31 protein-coding genes are annotated in these 25,593 nt (G+C 68.4%); 12 read left to right on the top strand and 19 right to left on the bottom strand.

What is annotated here, in order from left to right; genetic code table 11:
• The 10 genes from QM711_RS12525 to QM711_RS12480 form a co-directional block, all read right to left on the bottom strand.
• Complete coding sequence (locus tag QM711_RS12525) at nt 1-945, bottom strand: citryl-CoA lyase (RefSeq protein ID WP_415099799.1); 945 nt, start codon at nt 943-945, stop codon at nt 1-3.
• A gap of 8 nt (nt 946-953) precedes the next feature.
• Nucleotides 954-2,393: an aldehyde dehydrogenase family protein gene (locus QM711_RS12520; protein ID WP_415099797.1), complete on the bottom strand. Its 1,440-nt coding sequence runs from the start codon at nt 2,391-2,393 to the stop codon at nt 954-956.
• Between the two features lie 745 nt (nt 2,394-3,138).
• Nucleotides 3,139-4,467 (bottom strand): DUF222 domain-containing protein, encoded by a 1,329-nt coding sequence (locus tag QM711_RS12515; protein WP_415099795.1) that lies wholly within the window; start codon nt 4,465-4,467, stop codon nt 3,139-3,141.
• A gap of 84 nt (nt 4,468-4,551) precedes the next feature.
• A complete protein-coding gene (locus QM711_RS12510) occupies nt 4,552-4,779 on the bottom strand; it encodes a hypothetical protein (protein ID WP_415099793.1) in 228 nt (75 codons plus the stop codon).
• A 47-nt stretch (nt 4,780-4,826) separates the two neighbouring features.
• Complete coding sequence (locus QM711_RS12505; RefSeq protein ID WP_415099791.1) at nt 4,827-5,201, bottom strand: hypothetical protein; 375 nt, start codon at nt 5,199-5,201, stop codon at nt 4,827-4,829.
• Complete coding sequence (locus QM711_RS12500) at nt 5,198-5,656, bottom strand: hypothetical protein (RefSeq protein ID WP_415099789.1); 459 nt, start codon at nt 5,654-5,656, stop codon at nt 5,198-5,200. The genes QM711_RS12505 and QM711_RS12500 overlap by 4 nt, the downstream gene beginning before the upstream one ends.
• Nucleotides 5,653-6,864, bottom strand: coding sequence for a CaiB/BaiF CoA transferase family protein (locus tag QM711_RS12495; protein WP_415099787.1), 1,212 nt, complete (start codon nt 6,862-6,864; stop codon nt 5,653-5,655). Before QM711_RS12495 ends, QM711_RS12500 begins: the two co-directional genes overlap by 4 nt.
• Complete coding sequence (locus QM711_RS12490; RefSeq protein WP_415099785.1) at nt 6,864-7,328, bottom strand: MaoC family dehydratase; 465 nt, start codon at nt 7,326-7,328, stop codon at nt 6,864-6,866. Before QM711_RS12490 ends, QM711_RS12495 begins: the two co-directional genes overlap by 1 nt.
• Before the next feature lie 2 nt (nt 7,329-7,330).
• A complete protein-coding gene (locus QM711_RS12485; RefSeq protein WP_415099783.1) occupies nt 7,331-7,717 on the bottom strand; it encodes a VOC family protein in 387 nt (128 codons plus the stop codon).
• Entirely contained in the window at nt 7,714-8,664 is a 951-nt protein-coding gene (locus tag QM711_RS12480) for a ketopantoate reductase family protein (RefSeq protein ID WP_415099781.1), read from the bottom strand. Before QM711_RS12480 ends, QM711_RS12485 begins: the two co-directional genes overlap by 4 nt.
• A 76-nt stretch (nt 8,665-8,740) precedes the next feature.
• On the opposite strand from QM711_RS12480, the gene QM711_RS12475 reads away from it, so the two are divergent.
• Entirely contained in the window at nt 8,741-9,682 is a 942-nt protein-coding gene (locus QM711_RS12475; protein ID WP_415099779.1) for a LysR family transcriptional regulator, read from the top strand.
• Here the strand turns inward: QM711_RS12475 and QM711_RS12470 are convergent.
• The 5 genes from QM711_RS12470 to QM711_RS12450 all read right to left on the bottom strand — a co-directional run bounded on the left by QM711_RS12470 (nt 9,633) and on the right by QM711_RS12450 (nt 13,787).
• Nucleotides 9,633-10,043, bottom strand: coding sequence for a type II toxin-antitoxin system VapC family toxin (locus tag QM711_RS12470; protein ID WP_415099777.1), 411 nt, complete (start codon nt 10,041-10,043; stop codon nt 9,633-9,635). The two genes, QM711_RS12475 and QM711_RS12470, sit on opposite strands and share 50 nt — an antisense overlap.
• Nucleotides 10,040-10,291, bottom strand: a complete 252-nt coding sequence (locus QM711_RS12465; RefSeq protein WP_415099775.1) for an AbrB/MazE/SpoVT family DNA-binding domain-containing protein — start codon at nt 10,289-10,291, stop codon at nt 10,040-10,042. Before QM711_RS12465 ends, QM711_RS12470 begins: the two co-directional genes overlap by 4 nt.
• 166 nt (nt 10,292-10,457) lie before the next feature.
• Nucleotides 10,458-11,510, bottom strand: coding sequence for a Gfo/Idh/MocA family protein (locus QM711_RS12460; protein WP_415099773.1), 1,053 nt, complete (start codon nt 11,508-11,510; stop codon nt 10,458-10,460).
• 7 nt (nt 11,511-11,517) lie between these two features.
• Nucleotides 11,518-11,961, bottom strand: coding sequence for a type II 3-dehydroquinate dehydratase (aroQ, locus tag QM711_RS12455; protein ID WP_415099771.1), 444 nt, complete (start codon nt 11,959-11,961; stop codon nt 11,518-11,520).
• A gap of 254 nt (nt 11,962-12,215) precedes the next feature.
• Complete coding sequence (locus tag QM711_RS12450) at nt 12,216-13,787, bottom strand: shikimate kinase (protein WP_415099769.1); 1,572 nt, start codon at nt 13,785-13,787, stop codon at nt 12,216-12,218.
• Between the two features lie 161 nt (nt 13,788-13,948).
• On the opposite strand from QM711_RS12450, the gene QM711_RS12445 reads away from it, so the two are divergent.
• On the top strand, nt 13,949-14,797 hold the full coding sequence (locus QM711_RS12445) for a formate/nitrite transporter family protein (RefSeq protein WP_415099767.1): 849 nt from the start codon (nt 13,949-13,951) through the stop codon (nt 14,795-14,797).
• Between the two features lie 26 nt (nt 14,798-14,823).
• Here the strand turns inward: QM711_RS12445 and QM711_RS12440 are convergent, their stop codons facing one another.
• Nucleotides 14,824-16,011, bottom strand: coding sequence for a hypothetical protein (locus QM711_RS12440; protein WP_415099765.1), 1,188 nt, complete (start codon nt 16,009-16,011; stop codon nt 14,824-14,826).
• Nucleotides 16,012-16,280: 269 nt separating this feature from the next.
• Here QM711_RS12440 and QM711_RS12435 point away from each other — a divergent pair, with 269 nt between their 5' ends.
• The gene (locus tag QM711_RS12435) at nt 16,281-16,556 is read left to right on the top strand and encodes a DUF4242 domain-containing protein (protein ID WP_415099764.1); all 276 of its coding nucleotides are present in this window, start codon (nt 16,281-16,283) and stop codon (nt 16,554-16,556) included.
• Nucleotides 16,557-16,622: 66 nt separating this feature from the next.
• Complete coding sequence (locus QM711_RS12430) at nt 16,623-19,193, top strand: AAA family ATPase (protein WP_415099762.1); 2,571 nt, start codon at nt 16,623-16,625, stop codon at nt 19,191-19,193.
• Here QM711_RS12430 and QM711_RS12425 read toward each other — a convergent pair.
• Nucleotides 19,089-19,508, bottom strand: coding sequence for a hypothetical protein (locus QM711_RS12425; protein ID WP_415099760.1), 420 nt, complete (start codon nt 19,506-19,508; stop codon nt 19,089-19,091). The two genes, QM711_RS12430 and QM711_RS12425, sit on opposite strands and share 105 nt — an antisense overlap.
• Nucleotides 19,484-19,675 (bottom strand): hypothetical protein, encoded by a 192-nt coding sequence (locus tag QM711_RS12420; protein WP_415099758.1) that lies wholly within the window; start codon nt 19,673-19,675, stop codon nt 19,484-19,486. The genes QM711_RS12425 and QM711_RS12420 overlap by 25 nt, the downstream gene beginning before the upstream one ends.
• Nucleotides 19,676-19,887: 212 nt before the next feature.
• Between QM711_RS12420 and infA the strand changes: the two genes are divergently transcribed.
• The 8 genes from infA (at nt 19,888) to QM711_RS12380 (ending at nt 24,601) form a co-directional block, all read left to right on the top strand.
• Nucleotides 19,888-20,109, top strand: coding sequence for a translation initiation factor IF-1 (gene infA / locus QM711_RS12415; RefSeq protein WP_298131262.1), 222 nt, complete (start codon nt 19,888-19,890; stop codon nt 20,107-20,109).
• Nucleotides 20,110-20,207: 98 nt separating this feature from the next.
• The gene (gene rpmJ, locus QM711_RS12410) at nt 20,208-20,321 is read left to right on the top strand and encodes a 50S ribosomal protein L36 (RefSeq protein WP_002514836.1); all 114 of its coding nucleotides are present in this window, start codon (nt 20,208-20,210) and stop codon (nt 20,319-20,321) included.
• Nucleotides 20,322-20,537: 216 nt separating this feature from the next.
• Complete coding sequence (gene rpsM / locus QM711_RS12405; RefSeq protein ID WP_298131259.1) at nt 20,538-20,912, top strand: 30S ribosomal protein S13; 375 nt, start codon at nt 20,538-20,540, stop codon at nt 20,910-20,912.
• 40 nt (nt 20,913-20,952) lie between these two features.
• Complete coding sequence (rpsK, locus tag QM711_RS12400) at nt 20,953-21,369, top strand: 30S ribosomal protein S11 (protein ID WP_105186150.1); 417 nt, start codon at nt 20,953-20,955, stop codon at nt 21,367-21,369.
• A 27-nt stretch (nt 21,370-21,396) separates the two neighbouring features.
• Nucleotides 21,397-22,002, top strand: coding sequence for a 30S ribosomal protein S4 (gene rpsD / locus QM711_RS12395; protein ID WP_415099756.1), 606 nt, complete (start codon nt 21,397-21,399; stop codon nt 22,000-22,002).
• A 112-nt stretch (nt 22,003-22,114) separates the two neighbouring features.
• Nucleotides 22,115-23,119: a DNA-directed RNA polymerase subunit alpha gene (locus tag QM711_RS12390; protein WP_415099754.1), complete on the top strand. Its 1,005-nt coding sequence runs from the start codon at nt 22,115-22,117 to the stop codon at nt 23,117-23,119.
• Between the two features lie 23 nt (nt 23,120-23,142).
• Nucleotides 23,143-23,709, top strand: a complete 567-nt coding sequence (gene rplQ / locus QM711_RS12385) for a 50S ribosomal protein L17 (RefSeq protein ID WP_415099752.1) — start codon at nt 23,143-23,145, stop codon at nt 23,707-23,709.
• A 376-nt stretch (nt 23,710-24,085) separates the two neighbouring features.
• Nucleotides 24,086-24,601 (top strand): phage tail protein, encoded by a 516-nt coding sequence (locus QM711_RS12380; protein ID WP_415099750.1) that lies wholly within the window; start codon nt 24,086-24,088, stop codon nt 24,599-24,601.
• 211 nt (nt 24,602-24,812) lie between these two features.
• On the opposite strand, the gene QM711_RS12375 is transcribed toward QM711_RS12380, so the two are convergent.
• Nucleotides 24,813-25,571, bottom strand: coding sequence for a transglycosylase family protein (locus QM711_RS12375; RefSeq protein WP_415099748.1), 759 nt, complete (start codon nt 25,569-25,571; stop codon nt 24,813-24,815).
• Nucleotides 25,572-25,593 lie beyond the last annotated feature (22 nt).

The raw sequence follows: 25,593 nt of genomic DNA, 5'->3' as shown, positions 1-25,593 counted from the left end.
TCAGGCGGATTCGGTGTCGGTGGGGTCGGACGGCGCGGCGGCGGAGTGGAACGAAAAGAACCGTCCCTCCGTACCGCTCGGGTCGGCGTCCGGCAGGTCGCGGCGGGGTTCGCCGGTGTAGCGGTAGGGGATCTTCGGCGTCATCGGGCCCTTGATCCGGCCGCCCTGGTTGGTCTGCTCCCAGGCGTGGGCGAGGATGCCGACCGAGCGGGACAGGATGAAGATGCCGCGGCCCAGTTCGGGGGCGAAGCCGAGTTCGGAGTAGATCACCGCGGTGGCGCCGTCGATGTTCATCGGGACCCGTCGGCTGCGTCCGGCCGAGATGGCCTCTTCGACGGCGCGTCCGATGGTGGCGAACCGGCCGCTGACTTCGCCCTTCGCGGCGAGGTCGTCGACCAGGCCGAGCAGCCGCGGGGCCCGCGGGTCGAGGGGGTGGAAACGGTGCCCGAAGCCGGGCGCGTACTTGACGCCGCGCTCGTTCCAGCGCGCCCAGACGGTGCTGGCCGCCGCGACGGCGTCGGCCTCGGCGAGTGGGGCGTCCGGGCCGTGACCGTGCTCGGTCAGTTCGGCGTCGATGTCCCGGTACAGCTCCATGCACTGCTGGCCGGCGCCGCCGTGTACGTCGTCCAGCACGTTGATCGCCGACGCCATCGCCCCGTTCAGCGGCAGTCCGCAGGTGACCGACATCCGGCTGATCGCGATCGACGGCGCGTGCGGCCCGTGATCGACGGACGCCACCAGCGCGGCCTCCAGCAGGGACGCCTGGTCAGCACTGGGCAGCTCACCGCGCAGCATCAGCCAGATCATCTGCGGAAAGCTGATCCGGCCGATCAACTGCTCGATCGGGTAGCCCCGGACGCCGATCTTGCCGGGGTGGATGTCGATGATGTCGGTCGACCACCAGTTCTGGGCGGCCTCGACCAACTCTTCGGGGGACTGGGTCATCGGTGGCCTCAGGCGTCCGCGGGCTCGAGGGCAGCGTCGTAGAAGTCGCCGAACAGTTCCTCGTCGCTGGGCTTGTCCTCGGGGATCGGACGGGCCACCCAGGTGGTGTTCAGGTAGTGCTTGAGGTGCACGTTCTCGCTGGTCACGTTGCCGCCCCAGGTGCCGCAGCCCATCGACGAGGTCATCGGCATGCCGTTGTTGAAGGCACCCGCGTTGGCCTTGGACTGCGGCTGGCGGACCATGATCCGCGACACCGGCGCGGCCAGGCCGAGGCGGTGGATGTGGTCGTCGTCGTGGGAGTAGATGCCGCAGGAGTGGCCCTTGCCGCCCACCTCGTAGACGGCGCGCATGGCGTCCAGGGCGTTCTCGAACTCGCCTTCGTAGCGATGCACGGTGAGCAGCGTGGTCAGCTTCTCGCGCGAGAACGGGTAGTCGTCGCCGATGCCGTCGCCCTTCACGAACAGGAAGGTGGTGCCCTCGGGCACCTCGAAGCCGGCGTGCTTGGCCAGCTCTGCCGGCGCGATCGCGACGGTGTCAGGCAGCCGGTGCGCCTCGTCGTCCCACATCACCGTGGCCAGGGCTGCGCGCTGCTCGCCCTCGGCGAGGTAGCCGCCCTCCGCCTGCAGCGCGGCGATCATGTCGTCCCAGATCGACTCGTGGATGATCAGGTTGCCGTCGGCGGAACAGCCGGAGCCGAAGTCGGACGTCTTGGAGATGCGGCTGTTGCGGGCCGCGATCTCGACATCGGCGGTCTCGTCGATGATCATCGTCGAGTTACCGGCGCCGACGCCGTAGGCGGGGGTGCCGGAGCTGTAGGCGGCGCGCACCATCGGCTGGCCGCCGGTCGCGATGACCAGGTCGGACGCCGCCATCAGCGCCTGCGACATGGCCACGCTGGGCTGGGTGATGCACTGCAGGATGTCGGCCGGCGCGCCCTCGCGCTCGAGCGCCTCGCGCATCAGCCGGACGGTCTCGAAGGTGGTCTTCTTCGAGCGCGGGTGCGGGGAGAAGATCACCACGTTGCGGGCCTTGATCGAGTAGATCGCATTGCCGGCCGGGGTCAGATCGGGGTTCGTGGTGGGCACGATGCAGCCGATCAGGCCGACCGGCTTGCCGTACTTGACCAGGCCTTTCGCCTCGTCAGTCTCGATGATGCCGACGCTGGGCTGGCGCAGCGCGTCGCGCAGCACGCCGCGGATCTTCATCCGCTTGCCCATCCGGCTGACCGGGTCGCCCAGCCCGGATTCCTCGATGCCCTCGTGCACCAGCCGGGTGAAGGTCACCTTGTTGGACACCGCCCAGGCGACCGCCTGGCAGAGCCGGTCGACCTTCGCCTGGTCGTAGGTCTCGATGATCTTCTGCGCGGCGCGCGCCTTGGCCAGCAGATCGGCGAGTTCCTGCTCCTGCTCGGGCCGAAGGGGCTTCGGTTGGCTTGGCGTCGATGCCATCAGTGCGTCTCCCAGGTGTGAATCGCGGGTCGTGGGGATCAGTATGCAGACAAAATCGCCATTTGTGAACCATCTGGTTAGTTAAGAAGTGTTGATCGGTGTGGAGGGTTCTGAGTGCGGTCCGGTGTCGGGGTGGATCCGGTGGCTCTCGGAGCGGCTTCCTGGCCTCTGGGTCAGCCTCTTGGGGGCTTCGGTCTGCGTGTCTGCCGTCCATGCTGGCTGGGCACGCTGATCGATCGTGTCCCGGCTGCGGCGCACCCTGCTGGCGGCTCTGTACCCCCGGGTCCTGCACCCCGCGCCGAGTGAACGCCACATGGGTCGGCTTCAGGTTCTTGACGAGGCCGATGGCGCCCAGGACGCTCTGGGGCATCTTGACTCTGGGTCAGGAACCTGACGTCAGCGGGGTGTCCTTGGTGCCGGCGAGGGGAGTCGATCTTGGCGCCATCGGGACAGGGCTCCGTGTGCCGGTCCGGTTGGGGAGCGTGCTGTGCATAATGCGGCCATTGGGCACTAGGCAACGAGTTGGAGAATCCGCGTGATCGGTGGCTGCGGGCAGCATGCGTCATGGAACGACCGTCAGTGCGCGCCACCAAGGTGCTGTGCATTTCGGGTCGCGTTCTTCCCTTCTGCTGCCGACGAGGTCGATTGCCATCCGAGGTCCATTCCGGTGCGCCCGGAGTCCCGCGGCAGCTTCACTCGGTTGGGATTGATATCCCCGACTATTCGCGCGGTCGGAGCCGTCCGGCTACTCCCGTGACCGGAATCGTTGATGACATCGTGGTCGTTGGTGTTTGTCCACAAATCGTGGTGGAATCACCTCGGGTATTCCATCGGTTGAGATGCGAATCTCCCATTGCAGCCCGGGAGCTCGTTTCCGGTCGGGTTCCAACAGATTATGGTGATGCTTGCACAACAAACACAGATTCGACAGTGAGGTTGACCCACCTTGAGCCCAGGGGGTGATGTGGTGCGCGTCGCAGTCAGCCGCCGGCCGGTCACACCCGGGAAACACGCAACCACGGTCACGGACATGCAGGGCGTGACGGATGTCGGGAGTGACCAGGCGTTGTGCGCGGCCCACGTCGAGCACACCGGAGGGGCCACCGAGAATCACGGGCAGGATGCCGGCGTCGCAGGCGTATTGGCGTAGCTGGCCGGCGGTCAGCTGGGTGCCGTCGGCTAGGCCGGCACCGTGGCAGTCGCCGAGCAGATCGTCGTAGTTGATCAGCACCACCAGGTGTGGCCGGTCCCCACCATGCTTGGGTGCCGCCTGCTGGATCGCGATCCGGCGGCCCAGTTCGACCAGGGCGTCAGCGCGGCGTTGCGCCCAGGACGGTTGTGCCACTCCTGGGTCGCGTAGCTCCAGTGCGGTGCGGTGCATCTGTTGGGCGAGGGCTTCGATTTGGGCTTTGATCAGTGCGGCGTCCGCGCTCGGAAGAGAACCCTTGATCAAAGTGGAGCCGTGGCCGTCGTCGGCGAAGTTGAGGTGCCGGGCTTGGCGGGCGTCGCGTAGTTCGCGTTCCTGCCGTTTCGCTTCCGTCTGCTCGGCGATTTCGGGAGCAACGATGTCCAGCAGGTGCCGTGACAGGCCGGCGAGTTCGCGGCTGTCGAACTGGTCGCAGTAGCCGACCATGGTGGTCTGCGCGGCAGTTTCTGTTTGGGCGTCCAGGTCGGTGGGGAGTTTCTTCAGCACCTGGGTGACCGCGACGGTTTGCCGCTCGTGTGCTCGCCCGTCCCGTAGGGCGTCGCCGAGCTGGCTGAATCGGTGCAGATCGTTCGCGTGATGCACCATCGCTGAGGCCTGACCGCGGGTGTAGCGCAACTCGGACGCCAACCACGACACCGTCGGGATGCCGTGGGCGGTCATGGCGGCCTCGCCACGGTCGACTTGACTGAGCACGGTATGCGCCACACCGGCCAGCCGGGATTGCACTGTGAGTAGTTCAGCGACCAGGTCGAGTTGTTTCCGATCCGTCAACAGCGCCACATCGTGGTAGTCGAGGTGATCGAGCAGACCGGTCACGGCCGTGGCGAAATCCGCCACCGCCGTCCCGATGCCTACCTCGATACTCATGTCATCAACCTAAACGTCGCCACTGACAGTTTTCGCAACCAGCCGGGCAGGGAATGAATCCCGTAGCCAGGCTGATCGACTGATTCATGAAGCCAGGCTAGAGACCGTCACTGACAGTTTTCGGCTCGTACCGCCCCGGGCGGCAAGGCTCAGCGGAACTGACAACACCGGATCGTTTGTGACAACACCTATGACAACATCTTTTCGCTCAACAAGGATTGCGGAAATCAACGGAGAAGGAGTCTCGACCCACTGGATATCGCTTGGGCGGGCACGGATCTGACGTGCATTCGACGACAACGGTTCGACCATGCGTTAAGGCTGGCTGCGACGGATTGGCGCGCGTCCCGCCACCGGGGCTACCCAGTTCCGGACAGGCGTTCGATGACGGGTCGGGTGGGTGGGCGGACGCCACGCCACCAGGCGAACGAGTCGGCTGCCTGCTCGACGAGCATGCCGACGCCGTCCGCGAGCCGTCCGACACCGGCCCGCTGCGCCAGGGTCAGGAACGGGGTGAGGTCCTTGCCGTAGACCAGGTCATAGGCCGTCCCGGGGGCGCGGAAGACCGACGTGGGAACGGGCGGCAGTTCGCCGGCCAGGCTGGCCGAGGTGGCATTGACCACGAGGTCGAAGTGGCCCGCTGCCGCCAGGTCCGGGTAACCGCAGGCGTGCAGGACGGACGGGTGGCCGACCTCGGCGACCAGGGCCTCGGCCTTTGCGACGGTGCGGTTCACCAGCACGAGTTCGGCGGGAGAAGCGTCCAGGACGGCAGCAGAGCTCCCCGGACAGCGCCGCCGGCAGCCATCAGCAGCACCCGCAACCCGGCCATCGGGACGTCCAGGTTGATCTCGAGGTCGCGCCGCAGCCCGGCGCCGTCGAAGTTCTCGGCGTGGACCGTGCCGTGCTCGAAGCGCAGTGCGTTGGCGGCGCCGGCCAGTCGTGCCGTCCGGCTCGCCCGGCCGGCCAATGCAAGTGCCCGTTGCTTGAACGGGGCAGTCACGTTGGCGCCCCTGCCGCCGGTCTCGATGAACGCCGAAACGGCATCGGGAAACCCGGTGGACGGCACGGGCGACACGTCGATCGCGCGGTAGTCCAGGTCTGCTCCGGTGGATTCGGCGAACCAGCCGTGGATGAGTGGCGATTTGCTGTGGCCGACGGGATGCCCGAACAGCGCGTAGCGATCGGTCATGCGGCGAACAGGACGCCGTCGGCTTGCAGCGACTCGATCTCGGACGGGCCGAACCCCAGCTCGGCGGCGATCTCGGCGTTGTGCTGACCCAGATCGGGCGCCACCTCGGTGATGGTGGTGTCGCAGTCGGAGAATCGGAACGGCAGGTTGGGCAGTCGCAGCGTGCCGTAGCGGGGATGTTCCTGTTCGATCACCATGCCGCGGGCCTGGATCTGCGGATCGTCCAGCACTTCGTCGATCCGCTGCACCTTGGCGCAGGGGACGTCGGCGGCGTCCAGTTGGGCGAGCACCTCGGCGACGCCGCGGGCGGCGACCCAGTGGCGCACCCCGGAGAGGATCTCTTCACGGTGGTCATTGCGGCCCGGCAAGCTGTGGAACCGGGTGTCGGTGCCGAAGCCGGCCGGTCCGCCGGTGGCTCCCAGCAGGTCAGCGAAGCGGCGCCAACTGTCGTCTTGCTGGGCGGCGATGACCAGGTCGCCGTCTGCGGCCCGGAAGACGCCGTACAGGGTGGAAGCCGGCATGTCATGACCGGTCTGCTCGGGCAGCACGCCGCCGATCGTCCAGTTCTGCACCGCGTACTCGTGCATCGAGAACAGGGTGTCGTACAGCGCCAGGTCGATGTGTTGACCGCGTCCGCTGCGCACCCGGCCGAGCAGCGCGGCGGTGATCGCGGCCACCGCATGGCTGCCGGTGTACATGTCGCCGAGCGAGATCCGCAGCAGCGGGGGAGGTTCGCCGGGCGTCCCGACCATCGCCATGATGCCGCTCTTGGCTTCGGCGATCAGCCCGAAGCCGGGGCGGTGGGCGTCCGGGCCGGTGTGGCCGTAGGCCGAGATCGAGCAGTAGACCAGGCCCGGATTGCGGGCCGACAACTCGGCATAGCCGAGGCCGGCGCGGTCGAGGGCGCCGGGCCGGTAGTTCTCCACGAAGACGTCGGCGGAATCGCACAACCTGAGCATCAGGTCGCGGCCGCGCGGATCCTTCACGTTCACGCTCAAGCCGCGTTTGCCCATGTTGAGCTGCAGGAAATAGCCGCTCTGCCGGTCATCGAGGACGGTGGCGTGCTGCCGTCCGGCGTCGCCGGTGCCGGGCCGTTCCACCTTGATCACGTCGGCGCCGAGCGCGGCCAGGCAGCGTCCGACGTAGGGACCGGCCAGGAAGTGGCTGTAGTCGATGACCCGGACGCCGTCCAGCGGGCGGTCGTGCATCAGCTCACCTCCGAGCCGGGACGGCGCGGCACCATCAACCGATGCTCGCCGCGCTGCACCACCTCGCCGTGCTTGTTGATCAGCTCGGTCGGCAGCACCACGATGCCCCAGTCCGGACGGCTTCGGCTGGCCCGCATGCTGCCCACCCGAAAGACCACGTGCAGCACATCGTCCACCCTGATCGGCAGCCGGAAGTCCCACGTCCAGCCCAGCGACATGCCGGGCAGAAACCGGTAGTCGGACCGAGTTTTCAAGCCGTCGGCGATGGCCAGGCCGAACAGGCCGTGGGCGACGATGCCGCCGAAATGGCTCGCCGCCGCATACTCCTCGTCGACGTGCACCGGGGTGTGGTCACCGGTCAGGTCGGCGTAGGCCAGGATGCGCTCCTTGGTCACCGTGTAGGTCGGGCTGCGGCCCTCATCGCCCTCGCGGGCATCGTCCCAATAGCGTTCGACGATCGTCATGGTCAGGCCTCTGCTCGCGAATTGATGGCCAACGCCTGAGCTACGGACGCCGCCGGCGCGGCCTGCATCAACTCCAGTCGCAGCCCGTCGGGGAGCTGCAGCCAGTTGCGTCCCTTGGGTAGTTCGATCACGTCGAACCGGCGGGCCGCGGTGAGTGCGGCGTCCAGGTCTTCGCACATCAGGCCTAGATGAGCCAGCCGTCCCTCGGGTGCGTGATGGTCGGGGTCGTGGATGAGCTGGATGCCGCCGACCGTCCAGTACTGGCGTGGTGCTGCCGGGTCGCCGTCCACCTCGCGGCAGCCCATGCCGAAGACCTCGGCGAAGAACCGAATGTGCCAGCCGATGTCGCACACCGTGATCGCGGCATGTTCCAGATAGGCGGTGGTCATCCGCACTCCTCTCGTTGTCGCCGGTCGTCGTGCGCCCGCTCAATGCCCCCGACCAGAGCGACCAGGGTGCTGTTCACCGGTGTGGGCACCCCGTGTCGTTCGCCGAGCCGCACTACGGCGCCGTTGATCACGTCGATCTCGGTGGGCCGGCCGCGCTCCAGGCTCTGCAGCATCGAGGTCCGGAAGCCGCCCGGTAGCCCCGCGGTCGCTCGTTGCCAGACCAGCGCCGGATCGTTCGTCGACAATCGGACGCCGGCCGCAGCGGCGACCGCCATCGCCTCCGCGACGGCGTCCGAGCCGGTGGCCAGCAGCAATGGTTGAGTGCCGAGCTGGCCGTAGCTCAGACCGGTGAGCGCCGCGATCGCGCCGGTGGCGACGTTGATCAGCAGCTTCTCCCAGCGGGTGGCGATCATGTCGTCACTGACAGAGGTGGGCAGCCCGGCACTGTTCAGCAGCGCGGCCACGGCGTGGGTCCGCGGTGCGCCAGGCCCCTCCGCCTCGCCGATCCAGGTCTGCCGGGTCGCCGTCCCGGTGCGGATGTGCCCAGGTCCGAGCAGCACCCCGCCGACCAGGGTGCTGCCCAGCAGGACGTGTTCGCGTCCGATGACAGCGCTCAGCAGGTCCTCGTGCCCCAGGCCGTTCTGCAGCGAGAGCACCGCGGTCTCGGGGCCGACCAGGCTCCGCGCGGCATACATCGCGTCCCGGGTCTGGAATGACTTGACCAGCACGATCACCAACTCGGCCCCGCCTACCTCGGCGGCGTTCGCGGTGGCGTGGACGGCGATCACACGACTGCCGGCGTCGTCCTCGACTCGGAGTCCGTCGGTGCGCAGCGCGTCCACGTGGGGTCCGGGGCGTCCGATCAGCCAGGTGTCGTGGCCCGCCTCAGTGAGCGCGGCACCGATGGTGCAGCCGAGTGTGCCGGCGCCGAGAATCGCTGTGGTCATGGTGCCCGCACGGTAGGGGGCCCGTGTTGCAAGGAGCAATGGAGGCAATCTCATCATTGTGAATCACAATGATCAGGTGGGTGATTTGCCGGAGACCAAGCTGCTGCAACTGTTCGATGTCCTCTACCAGGTGCGCAGTGTCACCAAGGCCGCCGGACGGCTCGGCCAAAGTCAACCGACGATCAGCATCTGGCTCGGACGGCTGCGGCACCAGGTGGGTGATCCGTTGTTCGTCCGGACGCCCGCTGGGATGACGCCGACCCCACGCGCGGACGCCCTGATCGGGCCGTGCCGCGAGATCCTCGCCTCGCTGGGACGGTTGACCGCGGCCGAGCCGGCCTTCGACCCGGCGACCGCCACCCGCCGGTTCCGGATCTGCATGACCGACGCCAGCCACATCACCCTGCTGCCCCCGCTGCTCGCGCGGGTCCGGGCACTGGCGCCCGGCGTCCGGCTGGAGGCGGCTGGGATCGACGACGGCACGGAACGGACGCTGGCTTCGGGGGATTCCGATCTGGCGATCGGCTACCTGCCCTGGCTAGGTGGCGCGATCGCGAGGCAGGACCTGTTCGAGCAGGACTGGGTCTGCCTGGCGAACTCCCGGCACCCCCGGGTCCGAAATCGGCTCGGACGCCGCCGCTACGTCGCTGAGGGGCATGTGTCGATCACCGCCGGCACCGGCGCGACGCTACTGCAGCGTGCGCTGACCGCCCAGGGGATCGAGCGCCGGGTTGTCCTGGAGTTGCCCGGCTTCCTCGGACTCGGCGCGATCATCGGCAGCACCGATCTGCTCGCGACGCTGCCGCGGCACAGCGGGACCACGCTGGCTCACGGCAACGGCCTGGCGCTGTGGCCGTGTCCGGTGCCGGTCGACCGGTTCGAGGTCGGTCAGTACTGGCACCCGTGCTTCGACAACGAACCGGGCAGCCGCTGGCTCCGGGAGTTGGTCGCCGGACTGTTCGGTTCGCTCAGCCGGACGGCGAATCCAGCAGACGCGCCCGCAGACCTGACTCGGTAGCCAGCCGAGCCGCTTGGTGATCGAAGGTGACGAACTCGGTGGCGCCGAGTTGACGTCCGGAGTAGGCGATCACGCCGTCGGCGAAGTCGCCGCCGCGTCGCAGAACTGCAAGACCATGCTCGGCGGCCTGTTCGTCATAGGTGACAATCGGCGCCGACAGTAGGCGGTCGAGGGCGAGCGCCACGTCGTCGGTCGACATCCGGTAGGCACGCCTCAGCACCCAGACGAACTCGCACAACACCGGCAACGGCACGGCGATCAGTTCGGCCTCACGCAATACGGTGGCCGCCAGGCGTGCCTGTTCAGGATCGTCGCCGACGGCGGCGCGGATCAGGACGTTGGTGTCGGCGGCTAATCTCACTGCTCGCCCGCCCAGCCCGCGGCGATGGCCTCGTTCATCTCGTCGATCGACACCGGCCGAGTCGCCTTATCGTGAAGGACGCCGATGAAATCGTCGATCGATCCGGACCGGCGGGAGCGGCTCAGGGTCACCTGCCCGTTGGGCAGCACGTGGACGTCCACCTTGTCCCCAGGGCTGACGCCGAGCGCTCGCAGAATGTCCTTGCGCAAGGTGATCTGGCCTTTGGCGGTGATGGTGAGGGTGGTCATACGCAGTCCTTCCGGTAAGGCGATTGTACCTTACCGAAGCGTCGAGGGCGCGCTGGTCTGTCCCCGACGTGCGAAACTCGCACGAAAAGAACCGTCCCCGGCGTGCGAAACTCGAACGAAAAGAACCGTCCCCGATGTGCGAGTCGGCAGCGCGACCAACGAAGGGTCAGGTCACATCCACGATGTCGACGGGCGCTCCGGTGCGTGCCGCCTCGACCACGGCTTCGACCACCCGCAAGGTCTTCAGGCCGTCGCGGGCGCTGCAGATCGGCTCGGCCTCACCCCTGATCACCGCGGCGAAGTGGGTGATCTGGTTGGCCAGCGGGTCGCTTCGGTCGACGCTTTCGACGGTCGTCTCCATCGGTTCCCACCAGGAGCGGGTGCCGGCGAAGGTGCGGACCCGCATGGTCGGCACCGACAGCGAGCCGTCGGTGCCGGCGACGTGGTAGCAGTCCTCGTCCGGGAAGGTGGAATAGCTGAGGTTCTCGCGCGCCGTCTGCTCCCAGGAGCGGGCGGACGCGGCGGTGTCGGAGAGCAGGAACGTGCCGAGCGCGCCATTGGCGAAGGTGAACACCATCGCGGCGGTGTCCTCGACCGGGAATCCTCGGGTGGCAGTCGAGGTGACGGCCTGCACCCGGACGATGTCGCCGACCAGCGACAGCAGGTTACTCACCTCGTGGATCAGGTTGAGCAGGATCGGCCCGCCGCCCGGCTTCCGCCGCCAGCCGCCGCCGACGTCGAAGTAGTCGTCCGGCTTGTAGAACATCGCGGTGCCGACCACCGCGACCAGCCGCCCGAGGCGTCCGCTGGCGACGATCTCGCGGGCCTTCGCCATCACCGGGCTGTAGTTGCGGTGGTGGCCGGTCAATACCGGGACGCCGGCTCGTTCGGCCGCCTCGACCAGCCGGGACGCGTTCTCGACAGTGTCGCCGATCGGCTTCTCGACGATGGTCGGGACGCCGGCCGCGACGCATTCCAGGCCGCCCTCGACGTGCAGTCGGTTCGGCGTGGCCAGGATGACGCCGTCCGGCTTACCGGCGGCGAACAGCTCGGCGAGCGAGTCGTAGAGCGGCACGCCGTACTGTGCGGCCAGCGCCGCGCCGTCCGGTCCGGGCTCCACGATCGCGTGCAACTGCGCGCCGTCGCTGCGTTCGATCTCTTCGAGATGCCGCCTGCCGATCAGTCCGGCACCGGCGACGGCGAGCCGGACCTGCTCCACGACTCGCTCAGTCCTGGTTCTTCAACTGTTCGATGACGAACTCCAGCGCCAGGGTGTAGCCCATCACCCCGAAACCGGCCATCACGCCGACCGCGACGTCGGAGAGGTAGGAGTGGTGCCGGAACGCCTCGCGCTTGTGCACGTTCGAGATGTGCACCTCGCAAAACGGGATCGCGACACCCGAGAAGGCGTCCCGGATGGCGACGCTGGTGTGGGTGTAGGCGCCCGGGTTGATGATCACGAACTGGGTGCCGTCGGTGCGGGCGGCGTGGATCCGGTCGACGATGGCGCCTTCGTGGTTGCTCTGGAAGCACTCCACCTGGTGACCGGCGGCCTCGCCCTGGGCGATCGCGGCGGCCTCGACGTCGGCCAGGGTGGTGGCGCCGTAGATTCCGGGCTCGCGGGTGCCGAGCAGGTTCAGGTTGGGGCCGTTGATGACGAGGATGGACATGCGAGCTTCCTTCGGTTGCGGTGTGGGGACATGCTCTCAGTTGGATCCGGGGTCGGCCAGGTGTGGTCCGACCGGTAGCCACAACCGGTCAACGGGAGGGACGTGGAGGCGATCTTCGTAGGTGTAGGAACGCGGTCCGGTGCTAAGAGCGATGCCGGCGCGGAACCGGCTGCCATGGCGGAGGTTCCTCAAAGTCGAGGGGGGGTTAACTACCAAAATCCGGGGGGTAACTACCAAAACCCGAGCGTGTGGGCTCAGCCGGACGCCAGATCGCTCAGTGCCAACTCCACCAATTCGCGCGGCGGATGCGCCTCGACCGGCTGGCCGAGCTCACGCAGCACGATGAACCGCCAGCCGTCGCGGAACTTCTTGTCGCGGTCCAGCGACCATTCGAGTTGCTCGATCGAGAACGCGGCACTGGTCGGCAGGCCCAGCGAGGTGAGCACGGTGCGGTGCGCATCCACGCCCTCGGCGGGCAGCCAGCCGAGCCGGTGCGAGAGATGCGCTGCGGCCATCATGCCGAGGCTGAGTGCGCCGGCGGGCTGGCCGGGGGAGGCCGCTTCGAAGGCCCGGCTGAAGGTGTGGCCGTAGTTCAGGTGGGCGCGGGCGCCCTGCTCGCGCTCGTCGGAGGTGACGATGTCGGCCTTGATCTCGACGCTGCGCCGGACGGCGTGCAGCAGGGTCGCCGGCTCGGCGGCGGTCAGGTCGGACCCGCGATGCTCCAGGAAGCCCAGCAGGTCGGGGTCGGCCAGCAGTGCGTGCTTGGCGATCTCGGCCAGCCCGGACGGGTAGTCCGGACGTCCGGTGGCCAGGTCGGCGTCGCACATCACCAGCACCGGCTGGTGCACCAGGCCGAGCAGGTTCTGGCCCTGGGGCAGGTCGAGCGCGTTCTTGCCGCCGATCGCCGAATCGGCCTGGGCTTCGAGTGTGGTGGGCACCAGGGCGAACCGCATGCCGCGGTGGTAGGTGGCGCTGAGGAATCCGACCAGGTCGACGGTGGCTTCGCCGCCGACCCCGATCAGCAGGTCGCCGCGGTGGATGGCGAGGTCGGCCAGTTCACCGGCGAGGCGTCCGAGCAGCTCCAGGCTCTTCACCTGAGCCGGGCTGCTGTCGGCGGGCAGGCGCAGGTGGTGGACCTCGGACACGCCTCCGGCTACGGCTTTCGCGACCCGGACTCCGGTCTGGTCATCGCCGGGGCCGGAGATCACCACGACCTGCCGCACCTCGGGAAGCTCGGGCAGCAGCCGTCCGAGTTCGTCCAGGACACCGTGACCGACATGGACGCGGTAGCTGCCGCCGGGCGGGGCGACCAGGATGCCGGGGCTGCCGTCGAGTTCGGCGGTCGCGGTCAGCCGGGCCAGGATCTCGAAGGCGACGTCCTCGACGCGGCGTCCGGTGGTGAACGAGGTGACGGACGCCGTGGTCGCGTAGATGTCGAGCCGGGCGGTGTAGAGGTCGCCCAGCCCGGGCCGGCCGAGCAGTGGGCGGTAGGTGTCGCCACCGACCCTGGCCAGCGCTTCGGCGAGTTCGACGTGCAGGTAGATGACCGTGTGCCGGCGAAGGAGTTCGCGGGTCGCGGGCGAGCCGCAGGCGCCGCCGCCCAGCGAGAGCACGCAGGCCTGGCCGTCCAACAGGTCGGCGATGGTGCGTTCCTCCACGCCGCGGAAGCCGGGTTCGCCCAGCTCGTCGAACAGCGACGAGATGCTGCGGCGCTGCTGATGTTCGATCACCAGGTCGCTGTCCACGAACGGCAGACCGAGCCGTTCGGCCAGCAGCCGTCCGATGGTGGTCTTGCCCGCGCCCATGAATCCGATGAGGACGATCACGGTGTGCTCCTGGTCGGGCGTTCGGGCCCCGCCTCGATGCGGACGGCTGGTCGCCCGGGAGTCTACTGGCCCGGGAGGAGCGGCCGGCCCGGGACTCGGAGGGTGACCGCATCTGCCGGATTGGCCTGCGAACTCGGGTCGCCGGTGACACAGTTCTCGGTATGCCGACTGCAGACCAGGGCCAACTCTTCCCCGGCAAGAAGTTCATTTCCACCGTGCTGGACGCCCTCGAGACCAAGACCGCGATGAGCGGCGGCATGACTCGCCGCTACCTCCAGCGGGCCGCGATGGCGGGCATCATCATCGGCGTCTTCTACCTGATCAACTACACCGTGATCGCCGGCTTCGTGGCGGTCGATCCGGGCCTGCGGCCGATCGGCCGTCTGGTCGGCGCATTGGCCTTCGGCTGGGCCCTGGTGTTCATCTACTACTCGAAGTCCGAGCTGCTCACCTCGAACATGATGATCGTCTCGATCGGTGCCTACTACCGCCGGACCGGCTGGGCGCGGGCGATGCGGCTGCTCGGTCTCTGCTTCGTCGGCAACTTCCTCGGCGGGCTGTTGATCGCGCTGCTCGGAGCGTTCAGCAGCCTGGTCACCGGCGGGGTGCTGGCCGAGGTCCTCGGATCGGTGGAGCACAAGCTGGAATACGTGTCCAGCGGGCCTTTCGGCTGGACCGATCTGCTGGTTCGGGCGATCCTGTGCAACTTCATGATCAACATGGCGATGCTGCTGGTCTACAACGGGCTGATCAAGGAAGACCTGACCAAATGCCTGGTGATGGTGGTCTCGGTCTTCGTCTTCGCCTTCGGCGGGCTCGAGCACTCGGTGGCGAATACCGTGCTGTTCACGGTGGCGGCGTTCCGGGACGGCATCGACGTGTTGCTGGCGGTCGGAAACGTCGGGATCGCACTGGTCGGCAACTTCATCGGTGGCGGCTTCCTGATCGGCCTCTACTACGCCTACGTCAACGATGACTCGGGCTATCGGACGCCGTCCGTGACCGAGTGAGGACGCCGTCGGCGGACCGAGACACCTCAGATCAGCGACCCGCCGAACCACATGCTGCCCAGCAGCACGCCCTGGACCGCGCAGCCGGCGATGAGCAGTAGCCACACCGGCCGGGGCAGCCGCAGCACCGGCAGCGCGACCAGCATCAGGGCGTTGTGCCGGTACCAGGCCGACCAGGCGCCGGTGAGCAGCGGCACCAGCACCGCGCCCGCCGCGATCAGCACGGCAACCACCTCCCAGGCGGCCAGATCCTTCCGGAACAGCCGCCAGCCGGCGGTCCCGACGACGACCGCGGCGAACAGCAGGTTGACCGCCAGCTGGGCCTGATGGGCGGTGGTGGTCTGGGTCACCAGCCAGGCCGCGTCCGGAGCCGGTGGATACCACAGGGCGAAGGGGATGTTCCAGAACTGGACGATCTGGGCGAGCGGGTTGCGCAGCCCGGCGTTGCCGTAGGCCTCCTGCTGGTGCTCCCAGTAGATCGTCCAGCTACCGGTGCCGGCATGGATCAGCCACATCGTCCAGGGGTAGGCGAGCAGGCCGAGGGCGGTCGCGGCGGCGACCCGCCAGAGCCGTCCCGGCCAGCCGAAACGATGCCAGCCAACGGCGATCGACAATGCCAGCGCGATCACGCCGATCACCCCGACCAGATGCGTGGAGAAGGCGACGAAGGCGCCGATGCCGGCCAGCAGCCAGGACTCGCGACGGATGCCGAGCACCACCATCAGCAGGCCGAGCAGGCACATCGCGGTCGGGAAGACGACATGGAAGTAGACGACGCCCGGGAAGCAGGCGGCCAGCGCCATCGCGCACCCCGACCTCCAACTGAGCCGTGAGTCGAGCAGGTGCCACAGGATCGCCAAGGCGCCGAGCAGGCACCCGCTGCTCACCACCACCGCCGCGGCGCCCTCGGGCAGACCCAGCCAGGAAACCGCCCGGATGGCCATCGGATACCCGGGAAACCAGGCGGTGTTGCCGCACCAGACGTCGGGGAAGTTGGAGTAGCGCTCGATGCAGCGGAACGACTCGTAGCCGCCGGAGGCGATCGACAAGTACCACTGGGAATCCCATTGCTGGCGTGCCTGCGGGCTCCAGAAGCTCTGCCCCGACAGCACCGCCGTCAGCCCCAAGAGCGCGGTGGATGCCAGCCACGTCAGCAGAGGAACGCTCCAGCCGGCCAGTGCGGCAGGTGACGGCCGGCCCTCCCGGTCACTCATCCGCGATGGCCGAACTGAATCATCGAGGTCCTCCAGTCATCCAGCTGACCCTACCGACCGCGGCCGGGTCGCCGCCCCCAGGTTCTCGCTCGGACCAGCATGCGCAGTACCTCCGGACGCGGAGCGAGCGATAGGGAGCCGGACCGCCGAAACCTGGGGGACCGGTCCGGCCATGAATGGGGTGCCGGTCCCCATGTGCCCCACGCGCGGCGCCGCGAGTCTTGAGGCACCGGAGCACAACGCCCCGGAAGAACCGAAGGAGTCATGCCATGCAGTGCTTCATCATCGAGCGCCGAATCCCCGACGCGAAGAACCTGACCCACGAGCAGCTGGTCGAGATCGCCCGCACCTCCAACGCGGCCGTCGAATCGCTCGGCGTGCCCTACACCTGGTGCGTCAGCTACGTCACCGACGAGGCGATCTTCTGCGTCCACGAGGCCGAGGACGCCGAGACCATCCGCGAGCACGCCCGCCGCGGCGGCTTCCCGGCCGACCGGGTGATGCCGGTCCTGGCCGAGTTCGGTCCGCACACCGCGATGGGCTGAGAGCGTCTCCGTGACGGGGCCCCGGCAGCTTGCCGGGGCCCCGTGTCGCGCCCCTACACTCAGCGCATGCGTCTCCAGGAACGCGACGCCGAGCTGAGTGTCCTGCGGGCGCTGCGGGAGCAGGTCCGGCGCGGGAGCGGTGGCGGGGTGGCCCTCGCCGGCGGCGGCGGGCTGGGCAAGTCGTCGCTGGTGGACGCGCTCGCTGCCGACAGCGTCGGATTGCGCCTGCTGCGGGCACACTGCGACCCCCTCGACACGCCTCGTCCGCTCGGCCCGTTCCGCGACCTGAAGCTGGTCGGTGGCGCCGGCGAGCCAGTGCTCGCCGAGCAGTCGCTGGCCACCTTGTGCGAAAGCGTGTTCGAGACGGTCGGCCGTGAGCCGACCCTGCTGATCGTGGAAGACATCCACTGGGTCGACGCGGCGACGGTGGACGTGCTGCGGTTCCTCGTCCGGCGGGTCGAATCGGTGCCACTGCTGCTGGTGCTCAGTTATCGCGACGACGAGATCGGGCCGCGGCACTCGGCGCGTCCGCTGCTCGGCGACATCGCCGCCGTGGAGGGCATGACCCACCTCGCCTTGCGGCCGCTGTCGGCCGCCGGCGTCCGCGAGATGGTCGGCGACGACCTGGACGCCGACCGGGTCTATGCGGTCACCGGGGGCAATCCGTTCTTCGTGGCCGAGGTGGCCAAGGCGCCCGGCCTGCCGCTGCCGCACTCGGTCCGCGACGCCGTCCTGGCTCGCACGGCGGGTGTCACCGATCAGGATTTCCAGGCCCTGCAGCTGATCGCGGTGGCTCCCGACCGGCTCGACCACCGGGCACTGCCGCACCTCGGTATCGACTTCCCCACCCTGCAACGCCTGCACGAGACCACCCTGCTGACCCGGACCGACGACGGCCTGATGTTCCGGCACGAGATCGCCCGGAAGGCGGTCGAGAGCACGATTCCGCCGGGTGGCGGCTCGCCGCTGCATCTGCGGCTGCTGGACGCCCTCGAGCGCATCCAGCCGGTCGATCCGGCCGTGCTCACCCACCACGCGGTCGGTGCCCACGACAGCGCCCGCGCCACGACCTACGCGCGACGCGCCGCCCAGCAGGCCAGCGCGGCGGCGTCGCACAGTGAGGCGGCGGCGTTCTTCGAGATCGCGCTGCAGCACCTGCAGACGTCCGACCCGGTCGAGCGGGCGCACCTGCTGCATGAACTGGCCCATCAGCAGTACATGACCAGCCGGTTGCCCGAGGCGATCGCGAACGCTCGGGCGACCTTCCGGCTGTGGGAGGAGGCGAACGACCAGCAGGGACTCGCCGCGGCGCACGATGCGGTCGCGTTGTTCGAGTACTACAGCGCGCATCGCGGCAAGGCCGAGCTGCATTCGGACGCGGCTGCCCGGATCGCCCTCGGCGGTTCGATCGCGTCCAGCTACGGATCGGCCCGGGCCACCCAGGGCTTCCTGGCCTATCTGCGCAGCGACCTCGCCCGAGCCCGGAGTCTCGCGGACGAGGCGCACCAGCTGGCCGAGCGGAACCAGCTCGGGCTGCTCGAACTGCGCAGCGAGATCGTCGTCAGCGCCAGCGACCTGGTCAGCGGTGACGACGCCGCCCGGCCGGTCCTGCTGACCCACCTGGAGGCGGCCCGCGATCGTGGCTGGGACGAGTTGGCGTCCACGGTCTATTCCCAGGTCGCCTGGATCGACGTCGAGCACGGCCGCTATCGCGACGCCGAACAACTGCTCGAGGTCTCCATTCCGTTCGCGAACGAGCGCGACATCCCGATCTGCCGGCACTGGCAGGTCGGGGTGCGTTCCCGGCTGCAGTTCCAGCGTGGCCGGTGGGAGGCGGCTCTGGAGGACGCCGAATCCGTGATCGGTAACGACGGCATGCCGCTGGCCACGTTGTGGCCACGGCTGGTGCGCGTCCTGGTTCCGCTGCGCAGGGGAGCGGACGCCGACCTGGGTGTGCTCGACGAGGCCTGGACGCTGGCCGAGCAGATCGACGAGCCGCTGCGCCGGCTCTCGGTGCTGGCCGGGCTCGCCGAGGCGGCCTGGATGACCGCACGCCGCGACGACCGGGTGTCCGGCTACGCCGTCAGCCAGCTACCGGAGCTGGCCGCGCATCCCGGCGCCGAGTGGGGTGCCGGCCAGCTGGCTGCCTGGTTGCAGCGACTGGGGCATCCGGTGCCCGAGTCGGCCACCGCCGCACTGCCCTACCGACTGGTGGCGCAGGGCCGGATCGCCGACGCGGCGCACTGGTGGCGGCAGCTGGGCGATCCGTTCGCGGAGGCGATGACCTGGACGGACTCGGCCGACCCCGACGACCGGGTGACCGGCATCCGGCTGCTGGATTCGATCGGCGCGGTGGGGACCGCCGACCGGCTTCGAGTGGCGCTGCGCCACGAGGGGCTCGCGGTCGTCCCGCAGCGCCCGCGGGAGAGCACCCGGGCGAACCCGGCCGGGCTGACGAACCGGCAGCTGGAGGTCGCGCAACTCGTCGCGCGCGGCCTCTCCAACGCCGAGATCGCCAGCCGGCTGTTCATCTCACCGAAGACGGCCGACCATCATGTCTCGGCGATCCTGACCAAGCTCGCCCTGCCCAACCGCCGCGCCGTCGTGGTCGACGCCGCCCGGCTGGGCCTGGTCTGACTCTTCCGTGGACGCCGCGGCGTCCGGGCCGGCGCCCCGGCGACGCTGCGGCAGGAACTCGAACCGCAGGTACCAGGTCAGCATGAAGGCGGTGCTGGCCAGGTAGAAGGAATGCAGTGCCCAGAGCGGACCGGGCTCGAGGCTGAAGACGTAGACCGAGTGGACAAGGTTCCCGGCGTTCGCCAGCAGCAGGTTGCCCAGGCTGTACGAGCCGAGGTTCCGGGTCCGCAGCGCCTTGCCGAGCATCGGCACGGTGCTGCCGGCGAAGATCGCCGTCGAGGCGATTCCGGCTAGGACGGGAAGGCTGGCGAGCACGACTGCCGTCCTTTCAGGCCGAGATCGACGGTGGCGGCGCCGACCCGATCGTTCCGGCGGGCCCGGCGGATTCTGCGGGCGGCGCGGACCGCCCGGTGCTGGGCGATCTCCTCGGCCAGTTCCTGGCGATGCAGGTGGAGCAGATCCGTCAGGTAGAGGTTGTGCATAAGGTCTCCTCGTGGTGTCGTTGTGGACACCACCAGGCTCGGGCCGGGGCCACCCACCCCACATCGGACGATCTCCCTACGTTTCTCGCCAGCGCTTCCCTAGGGATCGCGGCGGTCGCCGACCGTCCGATTTGGGCGGTCATCGCCTCCTGGACTAGAGTTGACCCTCGGTCACCTGTGTCTCAGGTGCGTCCACATTCAGATTGGGAGCAATGGCGAAGAAGGAAGGCGCCCTCGAACTCGAGGGCCAGGTCGTCGAAGCACTGCCGAACGCGATGTTCCGGGTGGAACTGGCGAACGGCCATCGGGTGCTGGCCACGATCAGCGGCAAGATGCGGCAGCACTACATCCGTATTCTCCCGGCCGACCGCGTCGTCGTCGAGCTGTCTCCCTACGACCTGACCCGTGGCCGCATCGTCTACCGGCACAAGTGACCGCACGACATCATCCACCACCGGTTCCGGCCGTTGATCCCCGAGCCCTCGTGCCCGGGGACAGCTTTGTCCGGAGCGACGAGTCAGAAAGTTGCTCGATGAAGGTTCAGCCGAGCGTCAAGAAGATCTGCGACAAGTGCAAGGTCATTCGCCGGCACGGTCGCGTGATGGTGATCTGCGACAACCCGCGGCACAAGCAGCGCCAGGGCTGACCTGGTCTGCGCCGCAGGCCGCAGCACCGGACGGCACGCCGTCCAGCCACCTCCGGGTGGCCAAACTGAACAACGTGATCGCACCAGCCGGAGCAATCCAGCTGCCACCCCCGGTCGGAGGCCGGGGCCCACGCCGAGGCGGCGAGGGAACGCATCACGCCAGACACCTCCGCGGGCCGGGCCGACGCCCCGTCCGGAACTGAAAGGAAACGCCTCATGGCACGCCTCATCGGGGTCGATCTACCGCGCGAGAAGCGCCTCGAGATCGCCCTCACCTACATCTTCGGCATCGGTCGTACCCGAGCCGCCGAAACCCTGGCCGCCACTGGCCTCAGTGGCGACATCCGTGTCCACCAGCTGACCGACGAGCAGCTCGTCGCGCTTCGCGATCACATCGAAGCCAACTACGAGACCGAGGGCGACCTGCGCCGCACCGTCGCCGCCGACATCCGGCGCAAGATCGAGATCGGCTCCTACCAGGGCCGTCGCCACCGCATGGGCCTCCCGGTTCGCGGTCAGCGCACCCGGACGAACGCCCGCACCCGCAAGGGCAAGAAGAAGGCCGTCGCCGGGAAGAAGAAGACCCGCTGACGCGGCGTCTCACACGAGATACCAGGAGTACTGAGAACACATGGCTACTGCAGGCCGCACCAAGGCTCAGGCAGCTTCCAAGACGAAGCTGCGTCGCAAAGAGAAGAAGAACGTCACCGCCGGTCAGGCGCACATCAAGTCGACGTTCAACAACACCATCATCACCATCACCGACCCCACCGGTGCGGTGATCTCGTGGGCCTCCGCCGGCACCGTCGGCTTCAAGGGCTCGCGCAAGTCGACCCCGTTCGCCGCCCAGATGGCCGCCGAGGCCGCCGGACGCCGCGCCATGGAGCACGGCATGAAGCGCGTGGACGTTTTCGTCAAGGGTCCGGGTTCCGGCCGCGAGACCGCCATCCGTTCGCTCGGTGCCGTCGGCCTGGAGATCGGCCCGATCGCCGATGTCACCCCGGTGCCGCACAACGGCTGCCGTCCGCCCAAGCGCCGTCGCGTCTGAGCCCGAGCAGAGAGAAGGACACCAACAATGGCCCGCTACACCGGACCCATCACCAAGAAGTCGCGCCGGCTCGGCACCGACCTGGTCGGCAACGACAAGTCGTTCGAGCGACGCGCCTACCCGCCCGGCGTCCACGGCCGCGGCCGGACCAAGGAGAGCGAGTACCTGCTGCAGCTCAGGGAGAAGCAGAAGGCCCGCTACGCCTACGGCGTGCTCGAGAAGCAGTTCCGCCGCTACTACGAGGAAGCCAACCGGCTGGCCGGCAAGACCGGTGACAACCTGCTGATCATCCTCGAATCGCGCCTCGACAACGTGGTGTACCGCGCCGGACTGGCCAACACCCGCCGGCAGGCCCGCCAGCTCGTCGTGCACGGCCACTTCCTGGTCAACGGCAAGAAGGTCAACATCCCGTCCTACCGGGTGAGCGCCTACGACGTCATCGACGTGGCGCCGAAGTCGATCAACTCGCTGCCCTTCGTGATCGCCCGCGAGACCCACCACGAGCGCTCCGTGCCGGGCTGGCTGACCGCCCGCCCGAACCGCGGCCGCATCCTGGTGCACCAGTTGCCGGTTCGCGAGCAGATCACCATCGACGTCGCCGAACAGCTGATCGTCGAGCTCTACTCCAAGTAAGGCCCCTCGGGGACGCCGGTACGCCGGCGTCCCCGAACCTCGCCCGAGACCGACTCGGGCGGGACCATGACTGCCGTCATATAGCGGTCGGCAGGAAAGGAAACACAACTCCATGCTCATCGCACAGCGTCCGACCCTGACCGAAGAGGTCATCGACGACTACCGCTCCCGTTTCGTCGTGGAGCCGCTGGAGCCGGGTGTCGGCTACACCCTCGGCAACTCGCTGCGCCGCACGCTGCTGTCGTCCATCCCGGGCGCGGCCGTGACCAGCATCAAGATCGAGGGCGTCCAGCACGAGTTCACCACCATCGAGGGTGTCGTCGAGGACGTCACCGAGGTCATCCTGAACCTCAAGGGCCTGGTGCTCTCCTCCGAAGAGGACGAGCCGGTCGTCATGTACCTGCGCAAGGCCGGCCCGGGTGCGGTCACCGCCGCCGACATCGCGCCGCCGGCCGGGGTCGAGATCCACAACCCCGATCTGCACATCGCCACCCTGAACGACACGGGCAAGGTCGAGATGGAACTGGTCGTCGAGCGTGGCCGCGGCTACGTCTCCGCCGCCCAGAACAAGAACCTGGACGCCGAGATCGGCCGGGTGCCGGTGGACTCGCTGTACAGCCCGGTGCTGAAGGTCACCTACAAGGTGGAGGCCACCCGCGTCGAGCAGCGCACCGACTTCAACCGGCTCACCCTGGATGTCGAGACCAAGCCGTCGACCACCCCGCGCGACGCGGTGGCGTCCGCAGGCAAGACCCTGGTCGAACTGTTCGGCCTGGCCCGCGAGCTGAACGTGGACGCCGAGGGCATCGAGATCGGCCCGTCCCCGGTGGACGAGCAGTTGGCCGCCGACCTGGCGCTGCCGGTCGAGGAGCTCAAGCTGACCATGCGCAGCTACAACTGCCTCAAGCGCGAGGGCATCCACACGGTCTCCGAGCTGGTGTCGCGTTCCGAGCAGGACCTGCTCGACATCCGCAACTTCGGCTCGAAGTCCATCGAAGAGGTCAAGCTGCGGCTGCACGAGATGGGCCTGTCGCTGAAGGACAGCTCGCCCGGCTTCGACCCGCTCGCCGCGCTGAACCGTTACAACGACGACGCCGACTTCGGCGACGAGTACTGATCCGCGAATAGGAGAAACCCGAAATGCCCAAGCCAACCAAGGGCCCCCGGTTCGGCGGCTCGCCGGCGCACCAGCGGATCATCCTGGCCAACCTGGCCAGCCAGCTCTTCGAGCACGGCAAGATCACCACGACCGAGGCCAAGGCCAAGCGGGTCCAGCCGCTGGCCGAGCGGCTGATCGCCAAGGCCAAGCGCGGTGACCTGCACAACCGGCGCCAGGTGCTGACCACCATCACCGACAAGGGCGTGGTGCACGTCCTGTTCACCGAGATCGCGCCCAAGCTGGCCGATCGCGACGGCGGCTACACCCGGATCACCAAGATCGGCCCGCGCAAGGGCGACAACGCCCCGATGGCGGTGATCGAGATCATCACCGAGTCGGTCGAGGAGTCCCGCAAGAACAAGGCCAAGGCCAAGGGCGCGTCCGCCCCGGCCAAGAAGGCCGACAAGGGTGCGAAGAAGGCTCCGAAGCGGGCCATCGAGGCCGAGGCTCCGGCCGCGTCCGCCCCGTCCCCGGAGTCGGCACCGTCGGCTCCTTCCCCGGAGTCGGCTCCTTCGGCGCCGTCCGCCGAGGAGGCACCCAAGGCCTGATCCAGGCCCATCGGAATCCCCGCGACCGGGGGTCCCAGCTCTCGCACCGAGCGCCCGCCGATCCGGCGGGCGCTCGGTGTTTCTGGTCGGTTCGCCGAGAAACAACCGTTTTCCGGACGCCTTCACGGCCTGGTCGCTCGGCCGCGGCGAACTGAGAGTTTTGGGTGGGTCGTCACCGGCGCATTCCGCTCAATTCTCGGCGGGAGTGGCGCGAGCCGTCGGGCCGGCCGGCCAATACGCGCGAAATGGCGCGGGCGGCTCTGGGGGACGACCAATACGGGGGAGGCCGCTGGCGTGGCGCGCGTCCGGGGCACGACAATGTGCTCGCTCGGGCCACCCTCGACCCGTGCTCACTCTCACCCCCATGGAGGCTTTCATGACCGAGCCGTATCTCGGCGAACTGCGTTGCTTCGGCTTCAACTACCCACCCCGTGGGTGGGCCTACTGCCAGGGCCAGCTACTGCCGATCGCCCAGAACACCGCACTGTTCTCCCTTCTCGGCACGATGTACGGCGGCAATGGCCAGACCACCTTCGGGCTGCCCGATCTGCGCGGCCGGGCACCGATCGGCTTCGGCCAGGGCCCCGGCCTCAGCCCGCGAGAACTCGGCGAGGTCGGCGGCGAGGAGCAGGTGACCCTGACCGCGGCGCAGATCCCGCCGCACACGCATACGGTGATGGGCGCTACCGATGCGAGCACCAAGAGCCCGACGAACGCAGTCCCGGGGGTTACCGCGGGCGGCTCGTCCTACAGCTCGACGCCATCGACTCCGATGAATGCCGGAATGATCCCGCCCAGCGGCGGCGGCAATCAGCCACACGACAATATGTCCCCGTACCTGGCGACGAATTGGTGCATCGCGCTGGAGGGGCTCTATCCGCCGCGCAGCTGAACCGGCCGAAGCGTCCGAACCCAAGGCGCCCGACGGGTTTCCGGCGCCGGGCGGATGCGGGACCGTCCGTCCGGCAAAGGAAATGGGCTCCCGGCGCGGGGAGCCCATTCCTAGGGACAGAACCTCGGGGGGAGTGAGGGCTGCCCGGCGTCCGGTCTTCTCGGGGGGAATGAGAGGCCGGCCCGCAGCGGCGTCGCCGCGGCGGAAGTTTTCAGAGCACCCGGCGGCAACTCCACGGCTTGAATCCGCGCTTCTCGTAGAGCCGGTTGGCTACGGTGATCTGCTCAGCCTTGGACGCCTTGTGCGGGTACTTGGCGAAGTGCTGCCCCTTCACCGAGCGCCAGGTCGCCAGGTTGAACTGCAGGCCGCCGTAGTAGCCGTTTCCGGTGTTGATGTGCCAACGGCCACCGGACTCGCATTTGGCGATCTTGTTCCATTTCGCCAACCGGGCCAGGTTGATCGCACGCTTGTCGTTGCTACCGACCAGCACCTTCTTGTTGATCACCTTCTTGGTGATCTTCTCCTTGATCACCACGGTGCTGGACTCGCCGTTGACCGTGGTGGTCAGGTAGGTCCGGATCGCTTTGCCGTTGCGGCCCTTCTTGACCACCTTCGAATCGCCCTTGTAGAGCTTCTTGGTGGCGGTCTTGATGGTGCTGTACTTCAGCGTCACCTTCTTGGTGGACGTCTTCGTGCTGACCACGTCCACCACCAGGTCGAGGCCGTCGCTGAGGGTGGTGGTGAGGCCGGGAGCCACCACGTCATCGGCATCCACCTCCAGCTTGAGCTGGGCGAGAGCGCCGGCGACGGTGTCGACCCCGTGCACCTCGACCGTCCGCGACACACCGCCGTACCGGAGGTTCAGTGTGACCGCTCCGGGTGTGGCCGCGGCGGCCGGTGCGATGGTCAGCCCGGCCAGCAGCAGCGTGCCGCACGCCGCAACGGCGGCACCCTTGATGGTGAACGACATCTACAAGCTCCTTCTGGTTGGA

Origin of the sequence: Micropruina sp., assembly GCF_047602385.1 — a bacterium.
Classification (GTDB): Bacteria; Actinomycetota; Actinomycetes; order Propionibacteriales; family Propionibacteriaceae; genus Micropruina.
This window is presented reverse-complemented; position numbering and strand designations above follow the sequence as displayed.